Source organism: Brachymonas sp. J145, assembly GCF_036312245.1.
In the GTDB taxonomy this organism is placed as follows: Bacteria; Pseudomonadota; Gammaproteobacteria; order Burkholderiales; family Burkholderiaceae_C; genus Brachymonas; species Brachymonas wangyanguii.
In genome coordinates, this window is the sequence record NZ_JAZDCI010000003.1 from 165,158 (window position 1) to 190,871 (window position 25,714).

The 25,714-nt window shown below is 64.4% G+C and carries 24 protein-coding genes, 3 tRNA genes and 1 riboswitch; of the genes, 19 read left to right on the forward strand and 8 right to left on the reverse strand.

Annotation, left to right across the window (positions count from 1 at the left end):
• Positions 1 to 38 precede the first annotated feature (38 nt).
• From uvrC to V1261_RS04765, 13 genes are all read left to right on the forward strand, one after another.
• Positions 39 to 2,063 carry an excinuclease ABC subunit UvrC gene (gene uvrC, locus V1261_RS04705; RefSeq protein ID WP_329770283.1) on the forward strand — a complete coding sequence of 675 codons (2,025 nt, stop codon included), beginning with the start codon at positions 39 to 41 and terminating at the stop codon, positions 2,061 to 2,063.
• Positions 2,064 to 2,124: 61 nt separating this feature from the next.
• On the forward strand, positions 2,125 to 2,691 hold the full coding sequence (gene pgsA / locus V1261_RS04710; protein WP_329770284.1) for a CDP-diacylglycerol--glycerol-3-phosphate 3-phosphatidyltransferase: 567 nt from the start codon (positions 2,125 to 2,127) through the stop codon (positions 2,689 to 2,691).
• A 12-nt stretch (positions 2,692 to 2,703) separates the two neighbouring features.
• A complete protein-coding gene (locus tag V1261_RS04715; protein WP_329770285.1) occupies positions 2,704 to 3,801 on the forward strand; it encodes a tartrate dehydrogenase in 1,098 nt (365 codons plus the stop codon).
• Between the two features lie 185 nt (positions 3,802 to 3,986).
• Entirely contained in the window at positions 3,987 to 4,259 is a 273-nt protein-coding gene (locus V1261_RS04720) for an HU family DNA-binding protein (protein WP_026320373.1), read from the forward strand.
• An 8-nt stretch (positions 4,260 to 4,267) separates the two neighbouring features.
• Positions 4,268 to 4,343 (forward strand) — tRNA-Val (locus V1261_RS04725).
• Positions 4,344 to 4,613: 270 nt separating this feature from the next.
• Positions 4,614 to 5,279, forward strand: a complete 666-nt coding sequence (locus tag V1261_RS04730) for a thermostable hemolysin (protein WP_329770286.1) — start codon at positions 4,614 to 4,616, stop codon at positions 5,277 to 5,279.
• Positions 5,269 to 6,735: an AMP-binding protein gene (locus V1261_RS04735; protein ID WP_329770287.1), complete on the forward strand. Its 1,467-nt coding sequence runs from the start codon at positions 5,269 to 5,271 to the stop codon at positions 6,733 to 6,735. Before V1261_RS04730 ends, V1261_RS04735 begins: the two co-directional genes overlap by 11 nt.
• Positions 6,736 to 6,757: 22 nt before the next feature.
• Positions 6,758 to 7,423, forward strand: coding sequence for a TenA family transcriptional regulator (locus V1261_RS04740; RefSeq protein ID WP_329770288.1), 666 nt, complete (start codon positions 6,758 to 6,760; stop codon positions 7,421 to 7,423).
• Positions 7,420 to 8,220, forward strand: coding sequence for an SDR family oxidoreductase (locus V1261_RS04745; protein ID WP_329770289.1), 801 nt, complete (start codon positions 7,420 to 7,422; stop codon positions 8,218 to 8,220). Before V1261_RS04740 ends, V1261_RS04745 begins: the two co-directional genes overlap by 4 nt.
• Positions 8,221 to 8,280: 60 nt before the next feature.
• Positions 8,281 to 8,943, forward strand: a complete 663-nt coding sequence (locus V1261_RS04750) for a response regulator transcription factor (RefSeq protein WP_329770290.1) — start codon at positions 8,281 to 8,283, stop codon at positions 8,941 to 8,943.
• On the forward strand, positions 8,940 to 10,436 hold the full coding sequence (locus V1261_RS04755) for an ATP-binding protein (protein WP_329770291.1): 1,497 nt from the start codon (positions 8,940 to 8,942) through the stop codon (positions 10,434 to 10,436). Before V1261_RS04750 ends, V1261_RS04755 begins: the two co-directional genes overlap by 4 nt.
• Positions 10,437 to 10,553: 117 nt before the next feature.
• A complete protein-coding gene (locus tag V1261_RS04760; protein ID WP_329770292.1) occupies positions 10,554 to 12,485 on the forward strand; it encodes a SurA N-terminal domain-containing protein in 1,932 nt (643 codons plus the stop codon).
• Between the two features lie 8 nt (positions 12,486 to 12,493).
• Positions 12,494 to 12,946: a carboxymuconolactone decarboxylase family protein gene (locus V1261_RS04765; protein ID WP_329770293.1), complete on the forward strand. Its 453-nt coding sequence runs from the start codon at positions 12,494 to 12,496 to the stop codon at positions 12,944 to 12,946.
• Between the two features lie 119 nt (positions 12,947 to 13,065).
• Here the strand turns inward: V1261_RS04765 and V1261_RS04770 are convergent.
• Positions 13,066 to 13,141, reverse strand: a tRNA-His gene (locus V1261_RS04770).
• 223 nt (positions 13,142 to 13,364) lie between these two features.
• On the opposite strand from V1261_RS04770, the gene V1261_RS04775 reads away from it, so the two are divergent.
• A complete protein-coding gene (locus tag V1261_RS04775) occupies positions 13,365 to 14,114 on the forward strand; it encodes a thermonuclease family protein (RefSeq protein WP_329770294.1) in 750 nt (249 codons plus the stop codon).
• Positions 14,115 to 14,128: 14 nt separating this feature from the next.
• Here V1261_RS04775 and V1261_RS04780 read toward each other — a convergent pair whose 3' ends face one another.
• Genes V1261_RS04780 through V1261_RS04790 form a run of 3 tightly spaced genes read right to left on the reverse strand, consistent with a single transcriptional unit; the run spans position 14,129 to position 16,288 of the window.
• Positions 14,129 to 15,130 (reverse strand): P1 family peptidase, encoded by a 1,002-nt coding sequence (locus tag V1261_RS04780; protein ID WP_329770295.1) that lies wholly within the window; start codon positions 15,128 to 15,130, stop codon positions 14,129 to 14,131.
• On the reverse strand, positions 15,127 to 15,750 hold the full coding sequence (locus V1261_RS04785) for an energy-coupling factor ABC transporter permease (RefSeq protein WP_329770296.1): 624 nt from the start codon (positions 15,748 to 15,750) through the stop codon (positions 15,127 to 15,129). The genes V1261_RS04780 and V1261_RS04785 overlap by 4 nt, the downstream gene beginning before the upstream one ends.
• Positions 15,751 to 15,769: 19 nt before the next feature.
• Positions 15,770 to 16,288, reverse strand: coding sequence for a hemerythrin domain-containing protein (locus V1261_RS04790; RefSeq protein ID WP_329770297.1), 519 nt, complete (start codon positions 16,286 to 16,288; stop codon positions 15,770 to 15,772).
• Positions 16,289 to 16,476: 188 nt separating this feature from the next.
• On the opposite strand from V1261_RS04790, the gene V1261_RS04795 reads away from it, so the two are divergent.
• Entirely contained in the window at positions 16,477 to 16,923 is a 447-nt protein-coding gene (locus V1261_RS04795; protein ID WP_329770298.1) for a universal stress protein, read from the forward strand.
• A gap of 163 nt (positions 16,924 to 17,086) precedes the next feature.
• Positions 17,087 to 17,162: transfer RNA gene (locus tag V1261_RS04800), tRNA-Gly, on the forward strand.
• 80 nt (positions 17,163 to 17,242) lie between these two features.
• On the opposite strand, the gene alkB is transcribed toward V1261_RS04800, so the two are convergent.
• Genes alkB through V1261_RS04815 form a run of 3 tightly spaced genes read right to left on the reverse strand, consistent with a single transcriptional unit; the run spans position 17,243 to position 19,882 of the window.
• Entirely contained in the window at positions 17,243 to 17,899 is a 657-nt protein-coding gene (gene alkB / locus V1261_RS04805) for a DNA oxidative demethylase AlkB (RefSeq protein ID WP_329770299.1), read from the reverse strand.
• A 48-nt stretch (positions 17,900 to 17,947) separates the two neighbouring features.
• Entirely contained in the window at positions 17,948 to 19,078 is a 1,131-nt protein-coding gene (locus tag V1261_RS04810) for a glycosyltransferase (protein ID WP_329770300.1), read from the reverse strand.
• Between the two features lie 18 nt (positions 19,079 to 19,096).
• Positions 19,097 to 19,882 (reverse strand): UDP-2,3-diacylglucosamine diphosphatase, encoded by a 786-nt coding sequence (locus V1261_RS04815; protein ID WP_329770301.1) that lies wholly within the window; start codon positions 19,880 to 19,882, stop codon positions 19,097 to 19,099.
• A gap of 146 nt (positions 19,883 to 20,028) precedes the next feature.
• Here V1261_RS04815 and V1261_RS04820 point away from each other — a divergent pair, with 146 nt between their 5' ends.
• Positions 20,029 to 21,309, forward strand: coding sequence for a DNA repair exonuclease (locus tag V1261_RS04820; RefSeq protein WP_329770302.1), 1,281 nt, complete (start codon positions 20,029 to 20,031; stop codon positions 21,307 to 21,309).
• Positions 21,309 to 24,770 carry an AAA family ATPase gene (locus V1261_RS04825; RefSeq protein ID WP_329770303.1) on the forward strand — a complete coding sequence of 1,154 codons (3,462 nt, stop codon included), beginning with the start codon at positions 21,309 to 21,311 and terminating at the stop codon, positions 24,768 to 24,770. The genes V1261_RS04820 and V1261_RS04825 overlap by 1 nt, the downstream gene beginning before the upstream one ends.
• A 9-nt stretch (positions 24,771 to 24,779) precedes the next feature.
• Here V1261_RS04825 and arsC read toward each other — a convergent pair whose 3' ends face one another.
• Positions 24,780 to 25,139: an arsenate reductase (glutaredoxin) gene (gene arsC / locus V1261_RS04830; protein ID WP_329770305.1), complete on the reverse strand. Its 360-nt coding sequence runs from the start codon at positions 25,137 to 25,139 to the stop codon at positions 24,780 to 24,782.
• Positions 25,140 to 25,232: 93 nt separating this feature from the next.
• Positions 25,233 to 25,338: riboswitch (SAM-I-IV-variant riboswitch) on the forward strand.
• Between the two features lie 165 nt (positions 25,339 to 25,503).
• On the opposite strand from arsC, the gene V1261_RS04835 reads away from it, so the two are divergent.
• Positions 25,504 to 25,698: a hypothetical protein gene (locus V1261_RS04835; RefSeq protein WP_329770306.1), complete on the forward strand. Its 195-nt coding sequence runs from the start codon at positions 25,504 to 25,506 to the stop codon at positions 25,696 to 25,698.
• Positions 25,699 to 25,714: the final 16 nt, after the last annotated feature.

A 25,714-nucleotide genomic window follows, 5' to 3' on the forward strand; every position in this document is an offset into this window, starting at 1 on the left:
TGTCCGTCATCCCGGTGCGGCAACCCTACAATGCAGGCATGAGCGCATCGCCCCAGGACCCCCAGCCCGCAGAATCCCCGACGCCCGCAGCCAGCAGCGGCCATGATCCCGCCGTGCTGGAGCAGGTCGCAGCGCTGCCGGCGCTGCCCGGTGTCTACCGCTATTTCGATGCCGACGACCAGGTGCTGTACGTCGGCAAGGCGATCCACCTGAAGCGGCGTGTCTCCAGCTATTTCCAGAAGGACCACGGCGGCACGCGCATCGGCTTCATGGTGGGCAAGATCCGCCGGCTCGAAGTCACGGTGGTGCGCTCCGAGGCCGAAGCGCTGATCCTGGAAAACAACCTGATCAAGACGCTCAAGCCCAAGTACAACATCCTGTTCCGGGATGACAAGAGCTATCCCTATCTGCGCTTCAGCGGCATCAGCCATAACAAGAACTTGCCGGACGACAAGCCGCAGCCCGGCGCGTTTCCGCGCATCTCCTATTACCGTGGCGCCACCGACAAGCACAACCGCTACTTCGGCCCGTACCCGAACGCCTGGGCGGTGAAGGAAAGCATCCAGCTGCTGCAGAAGGTATTCCGGCTGCGCACCTGCGAGGATTCGGTTTTCAGCAACCGCACGCGGCCCTGCCTGCTGTACCAGATCAAGCGCTGCACCGCACCCTGTGTCGGCCTGATCGATACGGCAGCCTATGCCGATGATGTCGCGCATGCCCAGGCCTTTCTCGATGGCTCGGCCGATGACGTGATGCGCCAGCTGCAGCAGCGCATGATGGATTACTCCGAGCGCATGGCGTACGAGCAGGCGGCGCAGGTGCGCGACCAGTTGTCGGCGCTGAGCGCCATCCTGCACCAGCAGGCGGTGGAATCCACCAGTGACAAGGACGTCGATATCCTGGCGGTCAAGGTGCTGGGCGGCAAGGCCTGTGTCAACCTGGCGATGGTGCGCGGTGGCCGCCATCTGGGCGACAAGCCGCATTTTCCGTCGCAGCTCGATGATGCGCGCAAGCTGGTCGAAGGCGAGGAGGGCGGCATCGAGGCCACGCACGAACAGCTGGAGCAGGCCGTACTCGAAGCCTTTGTCGCGCAGCACTACCTGGGTTCCGACATGCCGCCGGTGCTGGTGACCAGCGTGCCGCTGCAACCGGCGCTGGTCGCGGCGTTGTCGGCGCAGGCCGGCCGCAAGATCACGGCGGTGCACCAGCCGCGTGAACTGCGCCGCACCTGGCTGCAGATGGCCGAGCAGAACGCCGGCCTGCAACTGGCGCGCCTGCTGGCCGAAGAGGGCTCGCAGCGTGCGCGTACGCGGGCGCTGGCCGAAGCGCTCGGGCTGGAGCGCGAGGAGCTCGACAGCCTGCATATCGAGTGCTTCGATATCTCGCACACCGCTGGTGAGGCCAGCCAGGCTTCCTGCGTGGTGTTCCAGAACCACGCCATGCAGCCCTCGCGCTACCGCCGCTACGGCATCGAGGGCATCACGCCCGGTGACGATTACGCCGCCATGCGCCAGGTGCTGCAGCGCCGTTACGGCAAGTTGGCCGAGCAGATCCGTGCCTGGCAGGACGAGGCGGCCGAATCGGGTGAAGCGGCTGACAGCGACAAGGCTCCGCGCTGGCCCGACATCGTGCTGATCGATGGCGGCAAGGGCCAGGTCGGCGTGGCACGCGAGGTGTTCAGCGATCTCGGCATGGACCTGTCGCGCATCGTCGGCGTGGAAAAGGGCGAGGGCCGCAAGGTCGGCCTGGAAGAGCTGGTGTTTGCCGATGGCCGCGAGAAGATCTGGCTGGGCCAGGATTCGGCGGCACTGATGCTGGTGGCGCAGATCCGCGACGAGGCACACCGCTTTGCCATTACCGGCATGCGCGCCAAGCGCGCCCGCGTACGCACCGGCGGCAGCCGGCTGGAAGACATCCCCGGCATTGGCCCGAAACGGCGCGCGCGCCTGTTGCAGCGCTTTGGCGGAGTCGCCGGCGTGGCCAAGGCCTCCGAAGAGGATCTGGCCAGCGTCGAGGGTATTTCCACCGAGCTGGCGGCGCAGATCTACCGCGCATTGCACTGACAGCGCCGGGGCTGATGTTTCCATGCCACAATCGGCAGGATACCGTTTGCCCTGATACGCCATGTTCCTGACCATTCCCACCGCCCTGACCTGGACGCGCATTGCCGCCATTCCCCTGCTGATGGCGGTGTTCTACATGCCGTTGGCAGAGCAGACGCAGAACCTGGTGGCGGCGCTGATGTTCATCATCTTTGCCATGACGGACTGGTTTGACGGCTACCTGGCGCGCAAGCTCAACCAGACTTCGGCCTTTGGTGCCTTCCTGGATCCGGTGGCCGACAAGTTCCTGGTTTGTGCCAGCGTGCTGGTGCTGGTGCACCTGCAGCGTGCCGACGTGTTTGCCGCCCTCATCATCATTGGCCGTGAAATCGCCATTTCCGCCTTGCGCGAATGGATGGCGCAGATCGGTGCGTCGCGCAGCGTGGCGGTGCACATGATCGGCAAGATCAAGACCACGGTGCAGATGACGGCGATTCCCTTCCTGCTCTATAACGGCCAGCTGTTCGACCTGATTGATACCCGCTTCTGGGGCAACATCCTGCTCTGGTTGGCGGTGGTGCTGACGGTCTGGTCCATGGCCTACTACATGCGCAAGGCGATTCCGGAAATCCGCCAGCGTATCCGCTGATCCGGTAGCGCCATGAAAACGCACCGCATTGCCGTCATCGCCGGCGACGGCATCGGCCAGGAAGTCATGCCCGAAGGCCTGCGCGTGCTGCAGGTAGCGGCACAGCGCTTCGGCTTTGCCCTGCAGTGTGACCATTTCGACTTTGCCTGCTGGGACTACTACCGGCAGCACGGTCGCATGCTGCCGGAAGACTGGAAGCAGCAGATCGGCACGCACGACGCGATCTACTTCGGCGCTGTCGGCTGGCCAGACAAGATCCCCGACCATATCTCGCTATGGGAATCGCTGCTGCTGTTCCGCCGCGAGTTTGACCAGTACATCAACCTGCGTCCGGCGCGCCTGATGCCGGGCGTGACGGCACCGGTGGTGCGCCGCGACGGCAGCCCGCGCCAGCCCGGCGAGATCGACATGCTGATCGTGCGCGAGAACACCGAGGGGGAGTATTCCTCCATCGGTGGCCGCATGTTCGAGGGCACCGAGCGCGAGCTGGTGATGCAGGAAACCGTGATGACGCGCCTGGGCGTGGACCGCGTGCTGCGCTTCGCCTTCGAGCTGGCACAATCGCGCCCGCGCCAGCACCTGACCAGCGCCACCAAGTCCAACGGCATTGCCATCACCATGCCGTACTGGGACGAGCGCGTCGCGCTGATGGCGCGCCAATATCCGGATGTGGTGGTGGACAAGTTCCATATCGACATCCTCACCGCGCACTTTGTGCAGCGGCCGGACTACTTCGACGTGGTGGTAGCCAGCAACCTGTTTGGCGACATCCTGAGCGATCTCGGCCCGGCCTGTACCGGCACCATTGGCATCGCGCCCAGTGCCAACCTGAATCCGACGCGCCGTTTCCCTTCGCTGTTCGAGCCGGTGCATGGCTCGGCGCCGGATATTGCCGGCAAGGGCATCGCGAACCCGGTTGGCCAGATCTGGGCTGGTGCCATGATGCTGGACTTCCTGGGCCATCGCGACGCGCACGATGCCATCGTGCAGGCGATCGAGCAGGTGCTGGATCCGCAGCATGGCCTACCACGCACGCCGGACCTGCATGGCGGCCATGCGACGACGGTGGAGATGGGCAGGGCGGTGGCGCAGGTGTTGCAGGCGGGGTAAGCCCTGTGGACGAAAACGCGACACTCCATCGAATGCTACATGGAGTGCGCCGGACAAGCTCGCTACAATGAATTGAATAGGACGACTGTGCGCTGGTGGCGTAACGCATGTATGCCCCGGTCTGTCCATGCACCCGTCCCGGCTCCAGACATGCGCTCCAGACAAGCAACAATCGGGGGACTTCCGTGAACAAGACAGAGTTGATCGAACATATTGCCAAGCAGGCAGGCATCTCCAAGGCAGCCGCAGCCCGTGCGCTCGAGGCCACCTTGGGGGCTGTCACCACCACCCTGAAAAAGGGCGGCAGCGTGACCCTGGTGGGTTTTGGCACCTTTGATGTAGCCAAGCGCGCTGCAAGAAAAGGCAGAAATCCGCAGACCGGCGAGGAAATCCCGATTAAAGCTGCTAGAATTCCGAAATTCCGTCCTGGCAAGGGACTGAAAGATGCCCTGAATTGATCGGCGTGGGGTGCTTAGCTCAGTTGGTAGAGCGGCGCCCTTACAAGGCGTAGGTCGGCGGTTCGACCCCGTCAGCACCCACCACCACACCGCACAGGTTCATCAGCAAAAACAAGCACTTGAGAGAAATCCAGGTGCTTTTTTTGTGGCCGAGCGTTTTTACAGCTTCCCCTTATGCCACTCGCATAAATACGTTTCCCAACCGTCCTGCGCCTTGTAAGGGCGTAGCCCGACAGACCATGCAGCAAGGTATCGCCCTGATTCGACCTGTCGAATCACCTTCTTGACTTAATCTTCCGCTAAGCCCCCCTTTGCATCATCCCTCCCACGCCCTACCGGGCGAAGGAGTAGATGATGGGAATTCCCCTGCCAGGCAGGACAGACACAGAGGCGCCGCGCCAGCGGCTGAAGCCGGAAGCCCTGCGCCTGTTGCCAGCGGTTGACCCGCTGCAGCGCCACCGTATCGAGGCCTATGTGGCCGGGCGTTTTTTGCTCGAGCATGGTGCGCAGCTGACGCGTTTTCTGCCGATGCTGTATGGCCTGGTCGATGCCGCTGGCCAGTTGCAGGGCGCACTCGGTTTGCGCAGCGCCGCCGAAGACACGCTGTTCCTGGAGCGCTACCTGCCACAGCGTGTCGATCGGATGATGGGCCGGCTGATCGGCCATGCGCCAGCGCGCAGCGAACTGGTCGAGGTCGGCAATCTGGCAGCCAATGGCCGTGGTTCGGCGCGCGCACTGATCGTGTTGCTGACGCAGGAGCTGGAGTCACTGGGCCTGCGCTGGGTCACGTTTACCGGCACGACGGCACTGGTGAACAGTTTTCGTCGCCTGGGTATCGAGCCGCATGCGCTGGGGCTGGCTGATCCGCTCTGTCTGGACGAGGAGGAACGGCAGGCCTGGGGCCACTATTACGATTGCGGCCCGCAGGTGATGGCGGTGTCGGTAGAGCAGGCGCGTGCCCAGCTGCAGCGTCTGCGCCTCTGGCCGGCGCAGGTCGTGGAGCGCAGCGATGTCCATTGAGAGCCTGTTGCTGGCCCTGTCCTGGGCCGCCAATCGCCCGGTGCTGCGTGGCAGTGATGCCAGCCTGAACGGCAAACAGCTGCTGCAGCAACTGGAACAGGCGCAGCAGATGTTGGCAAAGCTGCGCGCCCGACGCGTGGCGCTGGCGCTGGACAACAGCGCCGCCTGGTGCCTGCACGACCTGGCGCTGGCCGCCAGTGGCCTGGTCTGTGTGCCGGTGCCCGGCTTTTTTTCGGCCGGCCAGCAGCGCCATGTGCTGGACAGTGCCGGTATCGATACGCTGATTGGCCACCAGCTGCAGCCTGGCGTACTGGAGCAGGCCGGCTTTGTGCCGGTGCGCAGCGGGATCTACCAGCGCACGTTGCCGCAGAGCCAGGCGCTGCATGCAGGTACGGCCAAGATCACCTATACCTCCGGAACCACCGGGCAGCCCAAGGGGGTTTGCCTGTCACTGGAAACCCAGCTGACCGTGGCAGATAGCCTGCGCCAGGTCACGGCCGGGCTGCAGCTGCAGCGCCACCTGTGCCTGCTGCCGCTGGCCACGCTGCTGGAAAACATCGCCGGAGTCTATGCCCAGTGGTTGCAGGGTGCCGAGGTGATCGTGCCGTCCTTGCCGGAGATTGGCTGGTCGGGTGCGGCCGGGCTGGACGTTTCGCGGCTGCTGGCCTTGCTGCAGCGCGAACAGCCGCACAGCGTGATCCTGCTACCGCAACTGCTGCTGGCCCTGGTGCAGGCGGCGGAGCAGGGCTGGCAGCCGCCGTCCAGCCTGCGCATGCTGGCAGTGGGCGGTGGTTTTGTCAGCGCCCAGTTGTTGCAGCGGGCCGAACGCCTGGGGCTGCCGGTGTGGGAGGGCTATGGCCTGTCCGAATGCGCTTCCGTGGTCTGCCTGAACACGCCGCAGGCACGCCGTATCGGCAGCGTTGGCCAGCCCTTGCCACATGCCAGGGTCTGCCTGGCCGAGGATGGCGAACTGCTGGTGCAAGGCCCGCGCATGCTGGGTTACCTGGGTGAAGCGCCGTTGCAGGGCAACTGGTTGCACACCGGCGATCTGGCGCGTGAACAGGATGGCTTCATCCTGCTGCAGGGCCGCAAGAAGCACATGTTCGTCACCGCCTACGGCCGCAATGTCCATCCCGAGTGGGTCGAGGCCGAACTGACGCAGCAGCCGGCGATTGCCCAGGCCTGGTTGCATGGCGAGGCGCGCGCCAGCAATGTCGCCGTGCTGGTGCCGCGTGGCACTGCGGGTGATGCCGATCTGCAGGCAGCTGTCGATGTCGTCAACGCCAGCCTGCCCGATTACGCCCGCGTGCACCAGTGGCTGCGCGCCGAGGCTCCGTTCAGTGCCACGGCCGGTCTGTTGACCGACAACGGCCGCTTGCGTCGCACGGCCTTGTTGCAGCACTTTGCTCCCGCGCTATCGGCGCTGGATGCCGTTTCTTCCCCCACCCCTGTCTGAATCCTACTTCCGGAGATCTGCCATGACTTTTTTCCAGCAACTGCAGCAAGCCACACAGCAGGAGCGCCAGCAACTGCTGAGCGCGCCCATCATCACGCATGCCGTCCAGCAGGGCATTCCGCTGGCCAGCTACACCGCCTTCCTGGAGCAGGCCTACCACCATGTGAAGCACACCGTGCCGCTGCTGATGGCCTGCGGTGCGCGCCTGCCCGATCGCCTTGGCTGGCTGCGTGAAGCCATTGTCGATTACATCGCCGAGGAGTTCGGCCACGAAGAGTGGGTGCTGAATGACCTGACCGCCTGCGGTGTCGATGCCGATCGTGTACGCCATGGCCAGCCGGCGTTGGCCACCGAGCTGATGGTCAGCTATGTCTATGACCGCATTGCACGCCACAACCCGGTCAGCTTCTTCGGCATGGTGCTGGTGCTGGAAGGCACCAGCACACAGGTGGCGACGCAGGCGGCGGATCGTATCCAGCAGCAGCTGCATCTGCCCAACAGTGCCTTCAGTTATCTGACTTCCCATGGCAGTCTGGACATCTCCCACATGCAGGGCTTCGAGCTGCTGATGAATCAGCTGACCGAACCGGAGGACCAGCAGGCCGTGCTCCACACGGCGCGTGTGGTGTATCGCCTGTATGGCGACATGTTCCGCAGCCTGCCGCTGCCGCAGGAGGTGGCCGCATGAAGCTGCAGGATGCACGCGTCGTACTGACCGGTGCCACTGGCGGTATCGGCCAGGAATTGCTGGAGCAACTGCTGGCGGCCGGTGCCCAGGTGCTGATCGTGGGCCGGCGCCATTCGGCGCTGGATGCACTGGCGGCTGGGCGGCGTGCGCGCGTACGCACGGTCGAGGCCGATCTGGCCACGCGTTCGGGTCGCGATGCGGTCGAAGCCGCTGTGCGCGACTGGGGTGGTGCCAACGTCCTGCTGCACGCCTCCGGCCTGAACGAGCTGGCCAGCTTTGCCCATCAGGATGAAGAGAGCATCGAGGCCATGCTGACCGTGAACGTCACGGCCACCTTGCAGCTCACGCGGCGCTTGTTGCCGATGCTGCAACAGCAGCCGCAGGCCATGGTGCTGCTGATGGGGTCAACACTGGGTGCCATCGGTCACCCCGGTTATGCCAGCTACTGCGCCAGCAAGTTTGCCCTGCGCGGCTTTGCCGTGGCGTTGCGGCGCGAACTGGCTGATACCGGCGTGCAGGTGCTCTACGTGGCACCGCGCGCCACCCGCACCAGCATGAACACGGCTGCGGCCGTGCGCATGAACGAGCAACTGGGCAGCGCCATGGATACGCCGCAGGCCGTTGCACGACAGGTGCTGCTGGCCATGCAGGGCACGCGCCACGAGTGCTATCTGGGCTGGCCGGAAAAGCTGTTCGTGCGCATCAACCAGATCCTGCCGGGCGTGGTCGATAGTGCCATGCGCAAGAAACTGCCGCAGATCCGGCAAAGCCTGGGCCAGTCACGTGCTGCGCCTTGATCGGTACGGCTGTTGACAGTCCTATACTGGCGGGCAGTTTCCCTTTTGTTGCTGCCCACCATGCGCCTGCTGCTTGTCGAAGATGATCCCGCCCTCGGTGAAGGTATCCGTGTCGCGCTCAAGCCCGAAGGCTATACCGTGGACTGGCTGCAGGACGGCCGCAGCGCGCTGCATGCACTGACGCACGAGACTTTCGACCTCGCCGTGCTCGATCTGGGCCTGCCCGACATGGACGGGCTGGAGGTGCTGCGCCGCCTGCGTGAACGCCAGCAGTCGGTGCCAGTGCTGGTGCTGACCGCGCGTGATGCCACCAGCGACCGCATCCAGGGGCTGGATGCCGGCGCCGATGATTACATGGTCAAGCCGTTTGAAGTCGGTGAACTCACCGCACGCCTGCGTGCGCTGCTGCGCCGCAGCTTTGGCCGGCCGCAGCCGGTGCTGGAGCATGGCGGTGTCCGGCTCGATCCGGTCAGCCAGGAAGTCAGCTGCCGTGGCGAAGTGGTCACGCTGCAGCGCAAGGAATTCTTGCTGCTGCACCAGCTGATGTCGCAGCCGGGCCGCGTCTTCACGCGTGACCGGCTGGAAGAGGTGCTCTACGGCTGGAGCGAAACCGCCGCCGAAAGCAATGCGCTCGAAGTGCATATCCACCACCTGCGCCGCAAGCTCTACCCGGAGCTGATCCGTACCGTGCGCGGCGTCGGCTACCGTATCGATCCGGCATGATGCGTTCGATCCGCAGCCGCGTGCTGGGCGCGCTCCTGATCCTGCTCATGGTTGCGCTCAGCAGCATGAGCTGGCTCAGCTATCGCGACGCCCGTGTCGAGATCGAGGAAGTGTTCGATGCCCAACTGACCCAGGTGGCACGCATGCTGGCGGTGCTGGCCGATCCGGCGATGACGCCGCAAGAGGGCATGCATCTGCAGCAGGCGCTGCAACAGGCCGCCGCCCTGGGCGAACAGTCGCCCGCCTTCCGCCATTACGTGCACGAATATGAAAGCAAGCTGTCTTTTGCCGCCTTCCGCGCCGATGGCAGCCTGATCCTGGCATCGCCCACCGCGCCCATGCAGCAGCTGGAGGATTTGTGCCAGTTGCGCGAGAGCGGGGCGCTGCACGCCAGTCCTGAAGCTACACCGACCGCGGGCGAACAGGCCTTGCTGCCGGGTCTGGTCCCCGGCTATTACCAGGTGCGCCATGGCGACTGGGATTGGCGCATCTATCTGCACCACGATCCGGCCCACGGTAGCTGGGTGCTGGTTGGCGATCGTGCCGATGTGCGCAGCGAACTGGCCACGCGCATCGCCAGCCGCAGCCTGTGGGTGGAGTTGCTCGGCATGCCCGTGCTGATGCTATTGGTCTGGCTGGTGGTCGGCTGGGGCCTGCGCCCGCTGGAGCAGCTGGCGCATTCGCTGCGCCAGCGTGATCCGCAGCAGCTGGAGCCGGTGCAGCTGCGTGCCGCGCCCAGCGAGCTGGAATCGGTCTTGCAATCGCTCAACGGACTGCTCGGGCAGGTCACGGATGCGCGCGAACGCGAACGCCGCTTCCTCTCCTACGCAGCGCACGAGCTGCGCACGCCGCTGGCGGTGCTGCACGTGCAGGCGCACAACGCCTTGCACGCGCCCGATCCGGCCGACCGCGAAGCCGCCATCTGCCAGATCGATCGCAACGTGGTGCGCGCCACCCACTTGTCGGAACAGCTGCTGCTGCTGGCGCGGCTGGAACCCGGCCTGGTGCGCATGCAGCGGGTGGCGCTGGATCTGGCCGCTTTCCTGCGCCAGGAGCTGGCCGAGCTGATCACGCTCAGCCTGCAGCGCGACCAGGAACTGACGCTGCAGGTACAACCGGGCGAACGTTTCGTCATCCACGCCGACGAGCAGGGCCTGCACAGCCTGGTCGAGAACCTGGTGGCGAATGCGATCCGCCATACGCCCGAAGGCGGGCAGATCCAGGTCGTGCTGGAACGGCAGGCCGATGGCATCTGGCTGCGCTTCCAGGACAGCGGCCCCGGCATTGCGCCGGAGCTGCGTGAGCGCGTGTTCGAGCACTTCTTCCGCCAGGGTGCCGGGCAGGGCGCCGGCCTGGGGCTGGCGATCGTGGCGCGCGTGGCCGAGCTGCACGGCTGGCAGCTGCAACTCGCCGACAGCCCGCTGGGTGGACTGGAAGTCGGCGTCTGTCTGCCGGAAGGCGAACCGGCTGCCGGCAGCCACGCAGCACATTGAAGTAAAATCTTCTGCTGAGTCTCCGGGCCGGTCTTCTCCTGCCCGTCTTCCCTGCCTGCCGGCGCCGCTGGCGTCGCTGCTTCTGCTGGCATCTGCCAGCCAACAGGATTCCCTTGCATGTTTGAATTCATTCGCAAGCACACCAAGTGGATGATGGTGCTGCTGTTTGCGCTCATCATTCCCTCGTTCGTGTTTTTCGGCATCGATAACTACCAGAGCATGAACAGTGCCGCCAACGCCACCGTCGCCGTGGTGGATGGCCAGAAAATCACCCAGGCCGAGTGGGACGAAGCCCACCGCCAGGAAGCCGACCGCCTGCGCGCCAGCCAGCCGGGCCTGGACAGCGCGCTGCTGGATTCACCCCAGGCCAAGTACGACACGCTGCAATCGATGGTGGAAGAACGCATGCTGTTTGCCGCCGCCAACAAGCTCAAGCTGTTCGTCAGCGACCAGCGTCTGGCGCGTGAACTGCTCAACGATCCGACCATTGCCAGCCTGCGCGGCCCCGATGGCAAGCTGGATGAAGAGCGCTACAAGCAGCTGCTGTCCACGCAGGGCCTGACGCCCGCCAGCTACGAAGCCATGGTGCGCACCCGCCTGTCGCAGCAGCAGGTGCTGGGCGGTGTCATCGCCGCTGGCGGCTGGATGCCCGAAAACAGCGCCAACCTGGTGCTGAATCCCTTCTTCGAACGCCGCGAAATCCAGCTGGCCGGTTTTGATCCGGCCAGGTACGCCAGCCAGGTGCCGGTGGACGATGCGGCCGTGCAGGCTTTCTACGATGCACACAAGGACCGCTTCCGCACCACCGAACAGGCGACCGTCGAATACGTGGTGCTGGACATGCCTGCCGTGGAACGCACCCTGACCGTGTCCGAGCAGGACATGCGCAGCTACTATGAGCAGAACCAGGAGCGTTTTGTCGATGCCGGCCAGCGCCGCGCCAGCCACATCCTGATCACGGTAGATGCCGCGGCCGACCAGGCCACGCGTGACGCCGCACGCAAGCGCGCCGAGGAGCTGCTGGCGCAGGTGCGCCAGGATCCGTCCAGGTTTGCCGAGCTGGCACGCGCCAACTCGCAAGACCCCGGCTCTGCCGCACAAGGTGGTGATCTGGGTTTCTTTGACCGCAACGCCATGGTCAAGCCCTTTGCCGATGCTGTTTTCGGCATGGAAAAAGGCCAGATCAGCGACATCGTGCAGACCGATTTTGGTTACCACATCATCCAGCTGACCGATGTGCAGGCTACCGCCCAGCAGGGCTTTGATGCGCACAAGGCGGAGATCGAGGCCGAGCTGAAGCAGCAACTGGCGCAGCAGAAGTATGGCGAACTGGCCGAGCGTCTCAGCGATGGCGTGTTCCGCAACCCGGCCGAGCTGAAGACGCTGGCGACCGAACTGGGCCTGCAGCTGCAGACCGCCAATCACGTGCAGCGTACGCCGGCTCCGGGCACCCAGGGCCCACTGGCCAACCGCAACTTCCTGCAGGCGCTGTTTGCTGCCGATTCCATCAGCAAGAAGCAGAATACCCAGACCATCGAGATTGGCAGCAACCAGCTGGTGGCCGGCCGACTGGTTGAATACCATGCTGCGGGCCAGCAGGCGCTGGCCGACATCAAGCCGGCCGTGACGCAGGCCTATGTGCAGGATCGCGCTGTTGCGCTGGCCAAGGCCGATGCCCAGGCCAAGCTGAAGGAATGGCAGGCCAATCCGGCTGCTGCCGGTGACATGGGCGAGACCGCTGTCATCTCGCGCGTGCAGCAGACCCTGGTGCCCCCGGTGGTCGATGCTGCCATGCGCGCCAATACCGGCAAGCTGCCGGCCTTTGAAGGCGTGGATCTGGGCCAGCAGGGCTACGCCATCGTGCGCGTGAACAAGGTGCTGCCGGCCGATCCGGCAACCGACGAGTTCAAGAAGCAGCAGCTACCGCAACTGTCCCGCGCGCTGAACGAGGCACAACTGATGGCCTACTTCGAGACGCTGAAGAAGCTGCTCAAGGTGGAGATCAAGGTGCCGAAGCCCGCGGCTGCGGCGGCAGTAGCCACTTCCTGAGGAATACCATGACCGAACGTATCAACCTGGGAAAATCCGCTCCCAAGCTCTACCAGGCGCTTGCCGAACTGGATCGACAGGCATCGGAGGCCGTTGCACAGGCTGGCATTACCGAAGGCTTTTCGCATCTGCTGCGCTTGCGTGCCTCGCAAGTCAACCAGTGCGCTTTCTGTATCCGCCTGCACACGCGTGACGCCCTGGGCAGTGGCGAGAGCAGCGACCGTCTGGCCGTACTGCCGGCCTGGCGCGAGACAGCGTATTTCACCCCGCAGGAGCGTGCTGCGCTGGAATTGGTAGAGGCGATCACCCTGGTGGCCGACGGGCAGGTGCCTGATGCGGTTTACACGCAGGCTGCGGCTGTGCTGTCCGACGCAGAAATTTCGGCAGTGGAGTGGCTGGCGATCGTGATCAACGCCTGGAACCGGGTGGCCATTAGCAGCCGCTATCCGGTCAAGGCCTGAGGCAGGCTGTCGCCGAGCAAGAAAGCTGGTCCTGGACCAGCTTTTTTCTTGCGCCTTCGCAAGGCATGATGGAAAAAGAAAAACCCTTGCAAGTCGTTGACCTGCAAGGGTTTTTAATTTGGGGTGGCTGATGGGGCTCGAACCCACGACAACAGGAATCACAATCCTGGACTCTACCAACTGAGCTACAGCCACCAGAGAAAGAGAAATTATAACCCTATTTTCTCGCCCATGCCAGCCTGCTGGGCAAAATACTTGATCGGTTGAAGATCAGCCCATCTTCAAGGAGCCAGCTGCTTGGAGCAGGAGTGGCTGGGGAGAGCAGCTACACTCAAGGGCTCTCTGGCACACATGGCTTGCGGGATATGGATCCGACAGGCTGTTTTGACGATATTCTGATGTGCCCAACAGCAGCAACATGACAACAAAGTACCGGTTTTTCCCACACGTCTCATTGGAGCGCAAGCAGCATCGTGGTTGGCAATGGCTGCTTGCCTGCATCGGCCTGATCCTGTTCCAGCCCATGTCAGCTCACGCCGCCGACATCGCCTGCCGCGTCGTCGGTGTCGCTGACGGTGACACCCTCAACTGTCTCACCGCCAGCAAGCAGAACCTGCGCGTGCGCCTGCACCAGATTGATGCGCCGGAGCGTGGCCAGCCGTTCAGCAATGCCTCGCGCAAGGCGCTGGCCGATCTGGTAGCGGGCAAGCAGGTGCTGCTGCAATCAGCCGGTCAGGATCGCTATGGCCGGGTGCTGGCCACGGTGCAGGTGCAGGGCCTGAATGTCAACCAGCAACTGGTGCGCCAGGGCCATGCCTGGGCCTATCGGCAGTATCTGGTCGATCGTCGTTACCTGCAGCTGGAGGCGCAGGCGCGCAGCGAGACGCTGGGTCTGTGGAGCCAGCCCGGTGCGATTTATCCGGCCGATTACCGCAAGGGTATCCGCTCAGCCGCGCAAAACAGCATTGTGCTGGACGCGCCAGCACCGCGCACACGGCTGCTGCCGCTCATGGGCGCGGGGCAGGGCAGCCACTGTGGCAGCAAGCGCTTCTGCAACCAGATGAACAGCTGTGCCGAGGCGCGCTACTACCTGAACCAGTGCGGCATCACACGTCTGGATCGGGATAGCGACGGCATTCCCTGCGAAAACCTGTGTACCTCGCGCTGAGCGCGGCACCACCGTCAGGCAGACAGTTCAGCAGCCGCCGGCAGCCACAGCCCGCCCACGCGCAGTGTCTGTGCCGCGCGCACGGCGCACAGCACCGCCAGTTGCACCGCTTCTGCCGCCATGGCTGACAGTGTGATCAGATCGGGCTGCTGCTGCGCCTGGGCGGTAGACAGGGCAAACAGGGTATCGCCATCGAGCATGGTGTGCACCGGACGGATGCAGCGCGCCAGGCCATCGTGGCCGGCTACTGTCAGCCGCTGCAGTTCGGTACGGGACAGCGCGGCATCGGTGGCGATGATGCCGATGGTGGTATTGGTGCCGGGCAGGGCAAAGCGCGGTGCATCGCCCTGCAGCAGGGCACGCTGGGTATCACGCAAGCGCAGCTGATCTGCCGCAGTACGGGCGCCGGCCAGCAGTTGTCCGGTATGCGGATCCAGCACATCGCCCACGGCATTGCAGGCCACCAGCGCGCCCACGGTCACGCCATGGAGCTGCACGCCGGCACTGCCGATGCCGCCTTTCATGGCGCAATTGCTGCCGAACAGCTTGCCCACGCTGGCACCAGCGCCGGCACCGACGTTGCCGCAGACCAACGGACTAACACTGGCGGCGGCACAGGCCGCAAAGCCGCCATCGGCATCGGGCCGGATCAGGGCATCACCGACCGGCAAGTCAAACAGCACGGCCGCCGGTACCAGCGGCAACGGGTGGCCAAAGCCGACATCCATGCCGATGCCTTGCTGCTCCAGCCAGCGCACCACGCCGCTGGCGGCATCCAGGCCCCAGGCGCTGCCGCCGCCCAGCATCACGGCATGCACCTTGTCCACCAGGTGGCCCGGGGCCAGCAGATCGGTTTCGCGCGTGCCAGGTGCCGCACCGCGGACATCGACGGCCGCTACCGCGCCCTGCGGCGCGATCACCACGCTGCAGCCGGTGGGCCGTTGCGGGGACGTCCAATGCCCGGCCAGCAGGCCCGGCACCTGCGTGATGCAACCGTAGGCAGGAGAGTCGCTCATGAAGACCTCAGATAGAGTTCGTCCGACCAGGTGGCCAGCCACTGCGGGCGGAAGGCGACAAAAATCGCCGACAGCAGCCCGGTCATGAAACCATCGCCCCAGGCAATCAGCCAGTGCGCGATGGTGGTGAGGGAAGGATCGATATTGGGCAGGTGGTAGCCGGCCCATTCACTGAGCAGGGCGGCGGCAAACACGCTGGCCACGGTGGTAAAAAAGCCGCGTCCCAGTGTATAGACAAAGATGTTCGGGCCCAGGTAGCGCCGCACCAGCGCGCCCAGCAGCATGGCAAAGGTGGCCGGCAGCACGCCGAGCCAGAAGGCGTCGGCCATCAGCTGGGCCACCGGGGCCGGTGCCAGCAGGCCGGAGATGATCGCAATCAGGCAGAACACCGGTATCGCCAGCGGCCAGCCCAGCGTCAGCAGGATGATGCCGGAAAAGGTCAGCGTCAGCTGCAGCGGCATGGTGTGCAGCCGCGGCATGGCCCAGACCCAGGGCACGATCACCAGGCTGGCCAGCAGTGGCGTCAGCAGTTCAGTGCGGCGCAGCATGCGCCAGGGGCGCAGGAACAGGGCGATGCCCAGGGCCAGCAGCAGCGGGATCCATTCCCAGGAGGCGTACATGGCCGATTGCCAGCGCGTGTCAGTGGCCGCAGCTGCTGGCGGCTTCAGCCGGTTCCGTGGCGACCAGATCGGTATCGGTATTGCCGCTGCAGCCGTGGATCTGGCCGCCGGGCATGGCTTCCGGATGGGCAATCTGGCCGGTCGCGGTGTCGTAGCCGATGCGCTTGAGGTAGTCGGACAGGGCGGCATCCATGGTGTCGGCGTGCTGCGGGAACCAGGTCGCCAGTTCGGCGTTCATCTTGCGCACTACGACGAAATGGCCCTTGAGGCCGTAATTGAGGCCTTCGCGCATCACGTCCAGCACCGCCTTGTGGTGCGTGGTGTGGCAGTTGCTGGCGGCGAAATTGGTATCGCGCATCCACTTGTCCTCGTTGTCGAAGTGGATCTGGGTATGGTCGATCAGGTCCTTCCAGCGCTGCAGCAGCTGCTCGTCAGTTGCTGCTTCCACGGCATTGCGCAGCTCCACAAATTCCACATGCGTCTGGTCCATCTGTTCGATGCCCAGTGCCAGATCGTCGCTCCATACCAGTGTGCTCACGCGCTTTCTCCTCTGAAAACGCCATTTTATCCAGCTGATCCCCTATCTGCCTGCGATTCCCTGTTCCCGGCAAGGATGCAGGGTGCTGGGCGCGGTACACTGTGAGTGAGCGGGTACTTGCCAGTGCCGCCTGAAATCGCAAACCGAGCAGGGCAGCGAGTTGCCCGACCACCAGAAAGGAGACCACCATGTTCAACCATATCCTCTTGCCTATCGATGGTTCCGATACCGCCAGCCTGGCCGTTGACAAGGCGATCGCCATGGGTCGCGCCTTCCCGGGCACCAAGATCACGGCTGTGTACGTGCTGGATCCGTATCCGTTTGCCAGCGCCGGCCCGGACTTCGCCTTTGGCCAGACGCAATACCTGTCTGCCGTGAACGAAGAAGCCGAGCGCGTGCTGAACGAAGTCAAGCAGCGCTTTGCCGACCAGGGCGTGACTGCCGAGGCCGTCACGGTCGACGCCTACGCGGTCTGGAAGGGCATCATCGACGTGGCAGACCAGGTCGGTGCCGACCTGATCATCATGGGTTCGCACGGCCGCAAGGGCGTGGAAAAGCTGATGCTGGGCAGCGTGGCGCAGCGCGTCGTGTCGCACGCATCGCGTTCCGTGCTGATTGTTCACAAGGGCGCGTAAAAATCGACAAAACTTGTGTACAATGCGCAGCTTCTGACAGCAAACACAGTGCGCTGTCAGCGGCAAGCAAGGTTTCGGTGGCACGAAACAGACCGGAAAAAATTTCAAGAAATTTCCGGTGACTTGCAAAAACGCCAGAAATCGTCATATAATGACAGCTTCTGCGGGAATAGCTCAGTTGGTAGAGCGCAACCTTGCCAAGGTTGAGGTCGCGAGTTCGAGCCTCGTTTCCCGCTCCAGATACAAGCCCGGTGCACCATGTGCATCGGGCTTTTGTCTTTTCTGGATCTGTTGATGCAGCCTGAGGCACTTGCCGTGCTCAGCCGGCCTTGCGCAAGGTCAGGTTGATGCGTTGCGCTCCCAGCAGCGGGTGCTCTCCGGGCTTGACCGGCAGCACGCCATGAAAGCGCAGGCGGTCCACGCCGCCCCAGACCACCACATCGCCATGAAACAGCGGCACACGCTGTACGGCGGCATCACGCTTCAGGCCGCCAAACTGGAAAATTGCCGGCAACCCGAGCGAGACCGAGACAATCGGCTGGCGGTAGTCGCGCTCATGCCGGTCCTGGTGCAGGCCCATGCGCGCGCCAGGCAGGTAGCGGTTGATCAGGCAGGTGTCGGGCGCAAAATCGGCAAAGCCGGCTTCGGCAGCCGCCTGCTGGCCCAGCTGGAACAGCGTCTGCGGCATTGTTGGCCAGGGCTTGCCGCTGTGCGGGTCACGCGGGGCGTAGCGGTAGCCATGCGAGTCCGACACCCAACCCAGCTTGCCGCAACTGGATAGTGCCGCCGACATGCTGCGACCGCCGGCCGTTTGCATGATGCGGAACGGCGATTGCGCGGTCAGCTGTTGCAGCGTCTGCCACAAGGCTGGCAGGCCAGGCAGCACGTAGCCGCGCAACACGACGGCCTGCGCGCCCAGCGGTTCGCGCTGGCCGGCATCCGGGCGGTCATCGGCAAACAGATCCAGAGTGTGCATGGCTGGTCATTCTGGCATCGGCTGCCGCCGCCAGCAAGCGCTGCAGCGTCAGGGTGCCAGGCTGTGATACAGCTGCGACAGGCGGCTGGCCATGGCGCGGTCCGACCATTCGGCGGCATAGCGCACGGCGTCCTGGCTGAGCTGGAACAGGCGGCTGCGATCCAGCAGCACGGTTGCCAGTGCCTGGCCATACGCGCGCGCTTCGGCCGGCGGTGCGACTGCGCCACGGCCAGGTGCCAGGATATCGATGGTGCCCATGGCGGCCAGCGCCACGGCCGGGGTGCCGGCCGCCATGGCTTCCAGCAGCACCAGGCCCTGGGTCTCGGTGGTCGAGGCAAAGGCAAACACATCGGCGGCGGCATAGCAGGATGGCAGCTCGTGTACCCGATCCATATAGCCGATGAACTGTACCGATGCCTGCAAGCCGCGCTGTGCCACCTCTTGCTGCAGCTCGGCGCGTGCCGGGCCTTCGCCGGCAATCACCAGCAGCAGGTCCGGACAGGTTTCCAGCGCATGGGGCAGGGCGTCCAGCAGGAAATCGATATTCTTTTCATGCGCCACGCGGCCGACGAACAGCGCCATCGGGCGCTCCGCGGCAATGCCGTGCTGCTGCCGGAAACGGCTGCCGCAGCCATTGGCAAAATTGTCCAGCGGGATGCCGGTGGGCAGCACATGGATCGGCTTGGTGACGCCGTAGTCCAGCAGCCGCTGCTGCATGGCGCTGGACGGCACGACGACGGCATCGAGTGCGTTGCACTGGCGCCGCGAAAAGTTGCGTGCCTGCTGCTTCAGCCAGCCGGACGGCAGCATCGGTGCGTAGTGCTGCAGGTATTCCTCGAACAGCGTGTGGTAGGTGGCCATCACCGGCAGGCCGCGCTTGCGGGCTGCGCGCACACCGGCGTAGTGCGCCACGAACGGCGTCTGTATATGCACGAGATCGCAATCGGCAGCGGCCTGCAGGCAGGTCTGGCGCATGGCGCGCCATTTCAGCAGGCGGTCTTCCGGGTCACGTGGTACCGGCCGGCCGGCAACGCGCAGAATGTCCGGCGTACTGGCCTCGCCCTGGTAGGACGGCACCACCAGGCGCAGCTCCACGCCGAAGCTGCCCAGGGTGCGCCGGAAGGTATCGATGGAAGTGGAAACACCGTTGATGCGCGGAAAATACACATCAGACGTCATCAGGACGCGCATGGACTATCAGGCCTTGACCGCGCTTCCCATGTCTTCGGCCGGTACCTGGGCTGGAGTGCCCTGGTGCCAGGCGATCAGCTCCAGCGAACCGTCGTGGTCTTCCACGATGGCGGTGCAGGAATCGACCCAGTCGCCGCAGTTCACGTATTCCATGCCGTTGATCTCTCGGATCGTGGCCCAGTGGATGTGGCCGCAGATGATGCCTTCGACCTGATGGTCGCGGGCGTACTGTACGGCGCATTCCTCGAAGTCGAAGATGAAGTTGAGCGCCTTCTTGACCTTGCGCTTGGCGTAGCCGGCCAGCGACCAGTAGCCGCTGATGCCGAGCTTGCGGCGCGCCCAGGACAGCCACATGTTCAGGCGTACCAGCGTGTTGTAGGCCTGGTCGCCCAGCTGGGCCACCCATTTGTGGTGCTGCGTCACCTGGTCAAACTGGTCGCCATGGATCAGCAGGTAGCGCTTGCCGTTGGCGGCCTGGTGGATCAGTTGGTGCACCACCTTGATCTCCAGAAACACGGTGCCGCAATAGTCGCGCAGCATCTCGTCATGGTTGCCCGGAATCAGGACCACGCGGGTATCGGTGCGGGCGCGCTGCAGCAGCTTCTGTACCACCTGGTTCTGAGCCTTGGACCAGTTCATGCTGCGGCTCATACTCCAGAAGTCGATCACATCCCCGATCAGGAAGATGTTGTCTGCCGTGTGTTCCTCCAGGAACTCCAGCAGTCGTTCCGCCTGGCACGCTTTCGTACCGAGGTGGATGTCAGAGAGAAAGATGGAGCGGACGTGTTTCATGACCGTTACGGTACGCCCCGCGCATGTAATCGGAATGACGTACGCATGTCATTCCCGTGACCCACCCGGAGCCGCCACAAGCTTGTCGGCCAGGGCTGTTGCAGGGCGGCCACTACAATGCCTGCAACACTGTTGCGAGTCTGCCCATGAAGTTCCTCCACGCCGCCGATATCCACCTCGACAGCCCCTTGTGCGGCCTGTCAGCCTACCCGGACGCTCCGGCGGAACGCCTGCGCACGGCTACGCGCTCGGCTTTCGTGCGATTGATCGATACGGCACTGGCCGAGCAGGTCGATTTCCTGGTCATTGCCGGTGATCTGTATGACGGTGGCTGGAAGGACTTCAACACCGGCCTGTTCTTTGTGCGCCAGATGGGGCGGCTGCAGCAGGCTGGCATCCCGGTCTATCTGCTGCATGGCAACCACGATGCTGATAGCGACATGACCAGCCGGCTGGTGTTGCCGGAGAACGTGCACGTTTTCAGCAGCCGCAAGGCACAGACTTTCCGTATCGATGCCTTGCGCGTGGCGCTGCATGGTCACAGTTTCCGCACGCGCGAGACGCTGGACAATCTGCTGCCTGGCTATCCCGATGCGGTGGCCGGCTGGTTGAATATCGGCGTGCTGCATACGGCGCTGGAGGGCTATAGCGCCCATGCGCGCTATGCGCCATGTTCACTGGCCGAACTGCAGGCGCGCGGCTACCAGTACTGGGCGCTTGGCCATGTGCACGAGCAGCAGCTGTGGGAATTGCCCGATTGCACCATCGCCTTTCCGGGCAACCTACAGGGCCGCCATGTGCGCGAAACCGGCGCGCGTGGTGCCTTGCTGGTGCATGCTGAAGAGGACCGCATTACCCGGGTGCAGCCGCTGGAACTGGATGTGCTGCGCTGGGCTGTGCTCGATGTCGATCTGGCTGCGGCCGAAGACTTTGAGCAGGCGGTGCGCCTGGTCGGGCAGGCCTTGCGACAGCTGCTGGACAGCCTGCCCGAGGAGCATCCGGCCGCGGTGCGCGTGCGCCTGCAAGGCGCTACCGCCATACACGCCACGCTGCTGGCGCGTCAGTCGCAGCTGCGTCAGGAGGTGATTGCGCAGGCGGTGGCGCTCGATGCCGACCGGCTCTGGATCGAGAAAGTGCAGCTGGCGACCACGCCATTGTCGAGCCCGGCACAGGCCGATGCCGACTGGCAGGACACGCTGCTGGAGCTGGATCGGCTGATGCAGGCGGCCGCGCAGGATCCTGACTGGCTGAAAAAGCGCGCCGAGGTGGTGCAGCAGGCCCTGGGCAAGGTGCCGAATGAGGTGCTGCAGTTTGCCCCCGAGCTGGAGGCCTTGCGTCAGGATACGGCCACCGCCTTGCCAGACTGGCTGGCGCAATCGGCACGGCTGCTGCAAGCGCGCCTGCAACAGGATGGAGGGCAGGGCTGATGCGTATCCAGCAACTCAACCTGATCCGCTACGGCAAGTTCACCGGCCGCCAGCTGACGCTGCCGGCAGCAGACTGCGATATCCACCTGGTGGTCGGCCCGAACGAGGCTGGCAAGTCCACCCTGCGCAAGGCGATTGCCGACTGGCTGTACGGCATTCCGGCGCGTACGCCGCTGGATTTTCTGCACCCCAAGCCGGATCTGCGACTCGGCGGCGTGTTGCAACGTGGCAGCGAACAGCTGGCGTTTGACCGCATCAAGGCCAACAGCAAGACGCTGCGCGATCCGCAGGATGACCGCGTGATCGCCGATGCCGAATTGGCCGGCTGGCTGGCCGGACTTGACCTGCAGGCCTTCGAGCGCATGCAGGCACTTGATCACGATACGCTGGTAAAGGGCAGTGCCGACATGCTGACCGCTTCCGGCCAGGTCGGCCAGCTGTTGTTCCAGTCGGCTGCCGGCCTGCAGCATCTGGGACAGCTGGTGCAGGGTCTGCAGCAGGAAGCCGATGCGCTCTGGGCTCCGCGCAAGTCCGACAAGCGCCAGTATTACCAGGCGCAAAACGTGCTGGAGGATGCCACGCAGGCGCTCAAGGCACACACGCTGCGTAGCAGCGACTGGAAAAAGCAGCAGACCGCGCTGCAGCAGGCCGGTGTACAGCTGCAACAGGCGCGCGCGCGCATGCAAGAACTGGAACAGCAGATCCAGCGCCTGCGTCGCATCCAGCAGGCCGCGCCGGCATTGCAGCTGCTCGATGCGCAGCAACAGGCCCTGGACACGTTGCAGGCAGAAGGCGTGGCGCCGCTACTGCCCGATGACGCTGCCGGCACCTTGCAGCAGGCGCAGCAGGATCAGGCCCTGCTCGATGCCGAGCAGCAACGTCTGCAGCAGGCGGGTGCGCAGCTGGAGCAGCAGCTGGCAGCGATTGTGCTGCCACAGCCCTTGCTGCAGGCGGCTGATGAAATCGAGGCGCTACATCTCAACAGCAACAGCTGTCGCAACCATGTCCGCGACCTGCCGCTGCGCCAGCAGGAGTACCGACAGCATGAACAGCAGCTGCACGCACTAGCCCAGGGCCTGGGCTGGACCGGCCTGGACACTGATGCCATTGCGCGCAGCCTGCCGACGATGCCGGTACGTCTGCGGCTGCAGCAGCTGCTCAAGCGAGCGCCCGAAGCCGGCAACGCCCTGAATGCAGCCAGCAAAGCCTGCACGCAACTGCAGCAACGCCAGCAGATGGCACAACAGGATCTGGACGCGCTCGCCACCCAGCCGGTCAGCGCAGTCCTGCAACAGGCGATGCAGCAGGCACTGGCCTTGGGCGATGTGGCTGCGCGCCAGCAGGAGCTGGCGCTGCGTCAGCAACAGCTGCAGCAGCAGATCAACAGCGCATTGCAGGCCTTGCCACAAGCTCCGGCAAGCGCCCAAGCCTTGCGCCACATGCTGCCGCCTACATCGGTGCGGCTGGAGCAGTTGCAACAGCAGCAGCGCGATGAGGCGCGTGAACAGCGCCAGCTGGAACAGGCATTGCGCGATCTGCAGCAAGAGCTGGATGCGCGCAACCTGATGCTGGAGCAGCTGGTACGCACGCATCAGCCGGTATCGCACGCGCAGGTACAGGCCGCGCGCGATGCCCGCGATGCCCTCTGGCAGCAGCTGCTGCAGTTGCCGGCCCAGCTGTCATTGCAGGCCGATGCCTATGTCGAATTGGTACGCGCAGCCGACACGCTGGCCGATGCCCGCATGGCCACGGCTCAGCACGAGGCTGAGCGCTTGAGCTTGCAATTGCAACAGGAAAGACAGCAACAGCAGCTGCACCAGCGACAGCAGGAGCAGCAGGCGCTGGCGCAACGCCAAGCGCAGCTGCAGCAGGACTGGCTGGCGCTGTGCCTGGGTGCCGGCATGCCGGCGCTGACACTGGACCAGGCCAGCGCCTGGTTGCAGCAGCGCGAGCAGATTCTGGACTTGCTGACGGATCTGGAAGTGCTGGACCTGCAGGCACAGGCCCTGCAGCAGTCCCTCGATAGCAGTCGTACGCAGCTGCAACAGGCCTTGGGCGAAGAGGCGCAATCCCTGCCCCTGCAGGCCTGCCTGCAACTGGCGCAACAGCGTAGTGCGGCCTGGGAGCGCAGCCAGGGTGAGCGCCAGCGACTGCAGCGTGAATTGCAGCAGCTGGCAGCGTCCTTGCAGGCGGCCACACTGGAGCAGCAACAGGCCCAGACCGCCTGGGAAGACTGGCAGCAACAATGGCAAGCAGCCTGCAAGGATGCTGGTTATGAGAGATCCATTCCTGATCAGGATCAGGTTGAGCGTTATCTGGATGTTTCCCGTACCATACAGGAGACGCTGCAAGACATGCAGCAGCTGGCCAGCGAGCGTATTGGCGCCATGCAGGCGGATCTGGATGCGCTGGCACGGCAGGCTGAGGCCCTGCAGCAGCTGGTGCCGGAATTGTCCGGGCAGGACGCTGACCTTATTGCGCGCGATCTGTTTCAGCGCCTGCAGCAGGCACGTGAACAGCAGGCTGCGCAGCAGCGATTGCAAGGTCAGTTGGCCGAACAGCGTCGGCAGCTGGAACAGGTGCAAGTGCGCCAGTCGGCATTGCAGGCACGGCTGCAACCGCTGTACGCCGCCGCAGGCGTGTCCGACATGGCTTTGCTGGCGCAGGTGGTGAGCCGCTTCACCGCGCAGCAGGCGCAGCGTAAGCGTTGCGAACGCGATCGTGAAGAACTGTTGCGCCACGCCGGCGGCCTGAGCCTGGAACAGCTGCGTGCAGAAGTTGCGGCGCAGTCGTTGGACAGCCTGCCGCAGGATCTGCTGCAGGCGCAGCAGGACTACGAGGCGCTACGCGGTCAGTTATCGGAGCTGGGCAAGCAGCAGGGCACGCTGGAGGCCAGTCTGCAAACCCATGACGGCCAACAGGATGCGGCCGTGGCCGAGGCACGCCGCCAGGAAGCCATCACCGATATGGCCGAGGCCATGCAGGGCTGGCTGCAACTGGAACTGGCAGGCCAGTTGCTGCAGTGGGCGACCGAGCAGTACCGTGAACGCCACCAAGGTCCGATGCTGCAGCGCGCGTCGGCGATGTTCCGCACGCTGACGCTGGGTGGTTTCGAGCGCCTGATCGTGGAGTTGGACAAGGACAAGCCGGAATTGCTCGGCGAGCGCGCCAATGGCCGGCGGGTCGAGGTCTCTGGCTTGAGCGATGGCACGCGTGACCAGCTCTATCTGGCGTTGCGGCTGGCGGCGCTGGAGCTGCAGCACGGGCAGGGTGCCCAGGTGCTGCCGCTGATCGCCGACGACTTGTTCATCAACTTTGACGATGTGCGCACCGCCGCTGGCCTGCAGGTGCTGGGTGAGCTGTCACGCCAGCGCCAGGTGTTGTTCCTGACGCACCACGCGCATCTGGTGCCGCTGGCGCAGCAGGTGCTGGGCCCGCAGCTGAACGTGATCGAGCTCTAGATGGCTGGCTCAGTCTTGCGCCAGGAGGTCCAGCACCAGTGTGCCCGGGCGACACAGGCGTGCGCCCAGCGGCGTGACCACGATTGGACGGTTCATCAGCACCGGGTGCTGCTCGACAAATCCGAGCAGTTCGGCATCGCTCCACTTGGCATTGCCCAGGTCCAGCTCCTGATAGACCGATTCCTTTTCGCGCAGGATGTCACGCACGCTGCTGCCCATGCGCTGCAGCAGGGCCTGCAGTTCGCTGGCACTCAGCGGTGTCTTCAGGTATTCGACGACGACCGGTTCCGCGCCGCTCTGGCGGATCAGCTCCAGGGCGCTGCGTGAGTTGCTGCACTTGGGGTTGTGGTAGATGGTGATATCGCTCATGACTGGTCTCCGGAATAGGGGGAATGGCCCTGATTGTCGCCGCATCAGGGTTTGCATGGGCTTGACGGTGTTTTCCAGATGGGCACAATAGGAACCGTACATCAGGAGTCGGACACGTTCCGCACCAACCTGCCTCCCGGGGCAAGGTGGTATGCCTAGCAGATGTGGTCATGCCTACATGACAACCAAGCCGGACCAGCAAAGCCCTCCGGTTCGTCCGGCGGGCTTTGCTGCATCTGGATGCTGTCACTGGCTCATGCTGTACCGGGACCGGCGTCCCGCCTGCGTACTGCAGGGCAATAGCCCGGGTGATTTATCCCAACTTGCCACCCGTTGTCAGACCAAACGCTAAAAGGAGTTTTTCATGTTTGAAGCCCATTTTCATCCCGCGATTCACGTGATCCCGGTATCGTCCTTCGATTTTGAGCAGGAGTCGCTTGAGCTGTTCGAACGCCTGCGTCGCCATGCCGTGGCGCCACTGGCGCAGCAGCCCTGGCAGGAACTGCAGGGCGAGTGGCGTGATCCGGCACATTTGCGCTGGGAGCGGCTGGCGGCCTGAATACAAGCCGTGATTC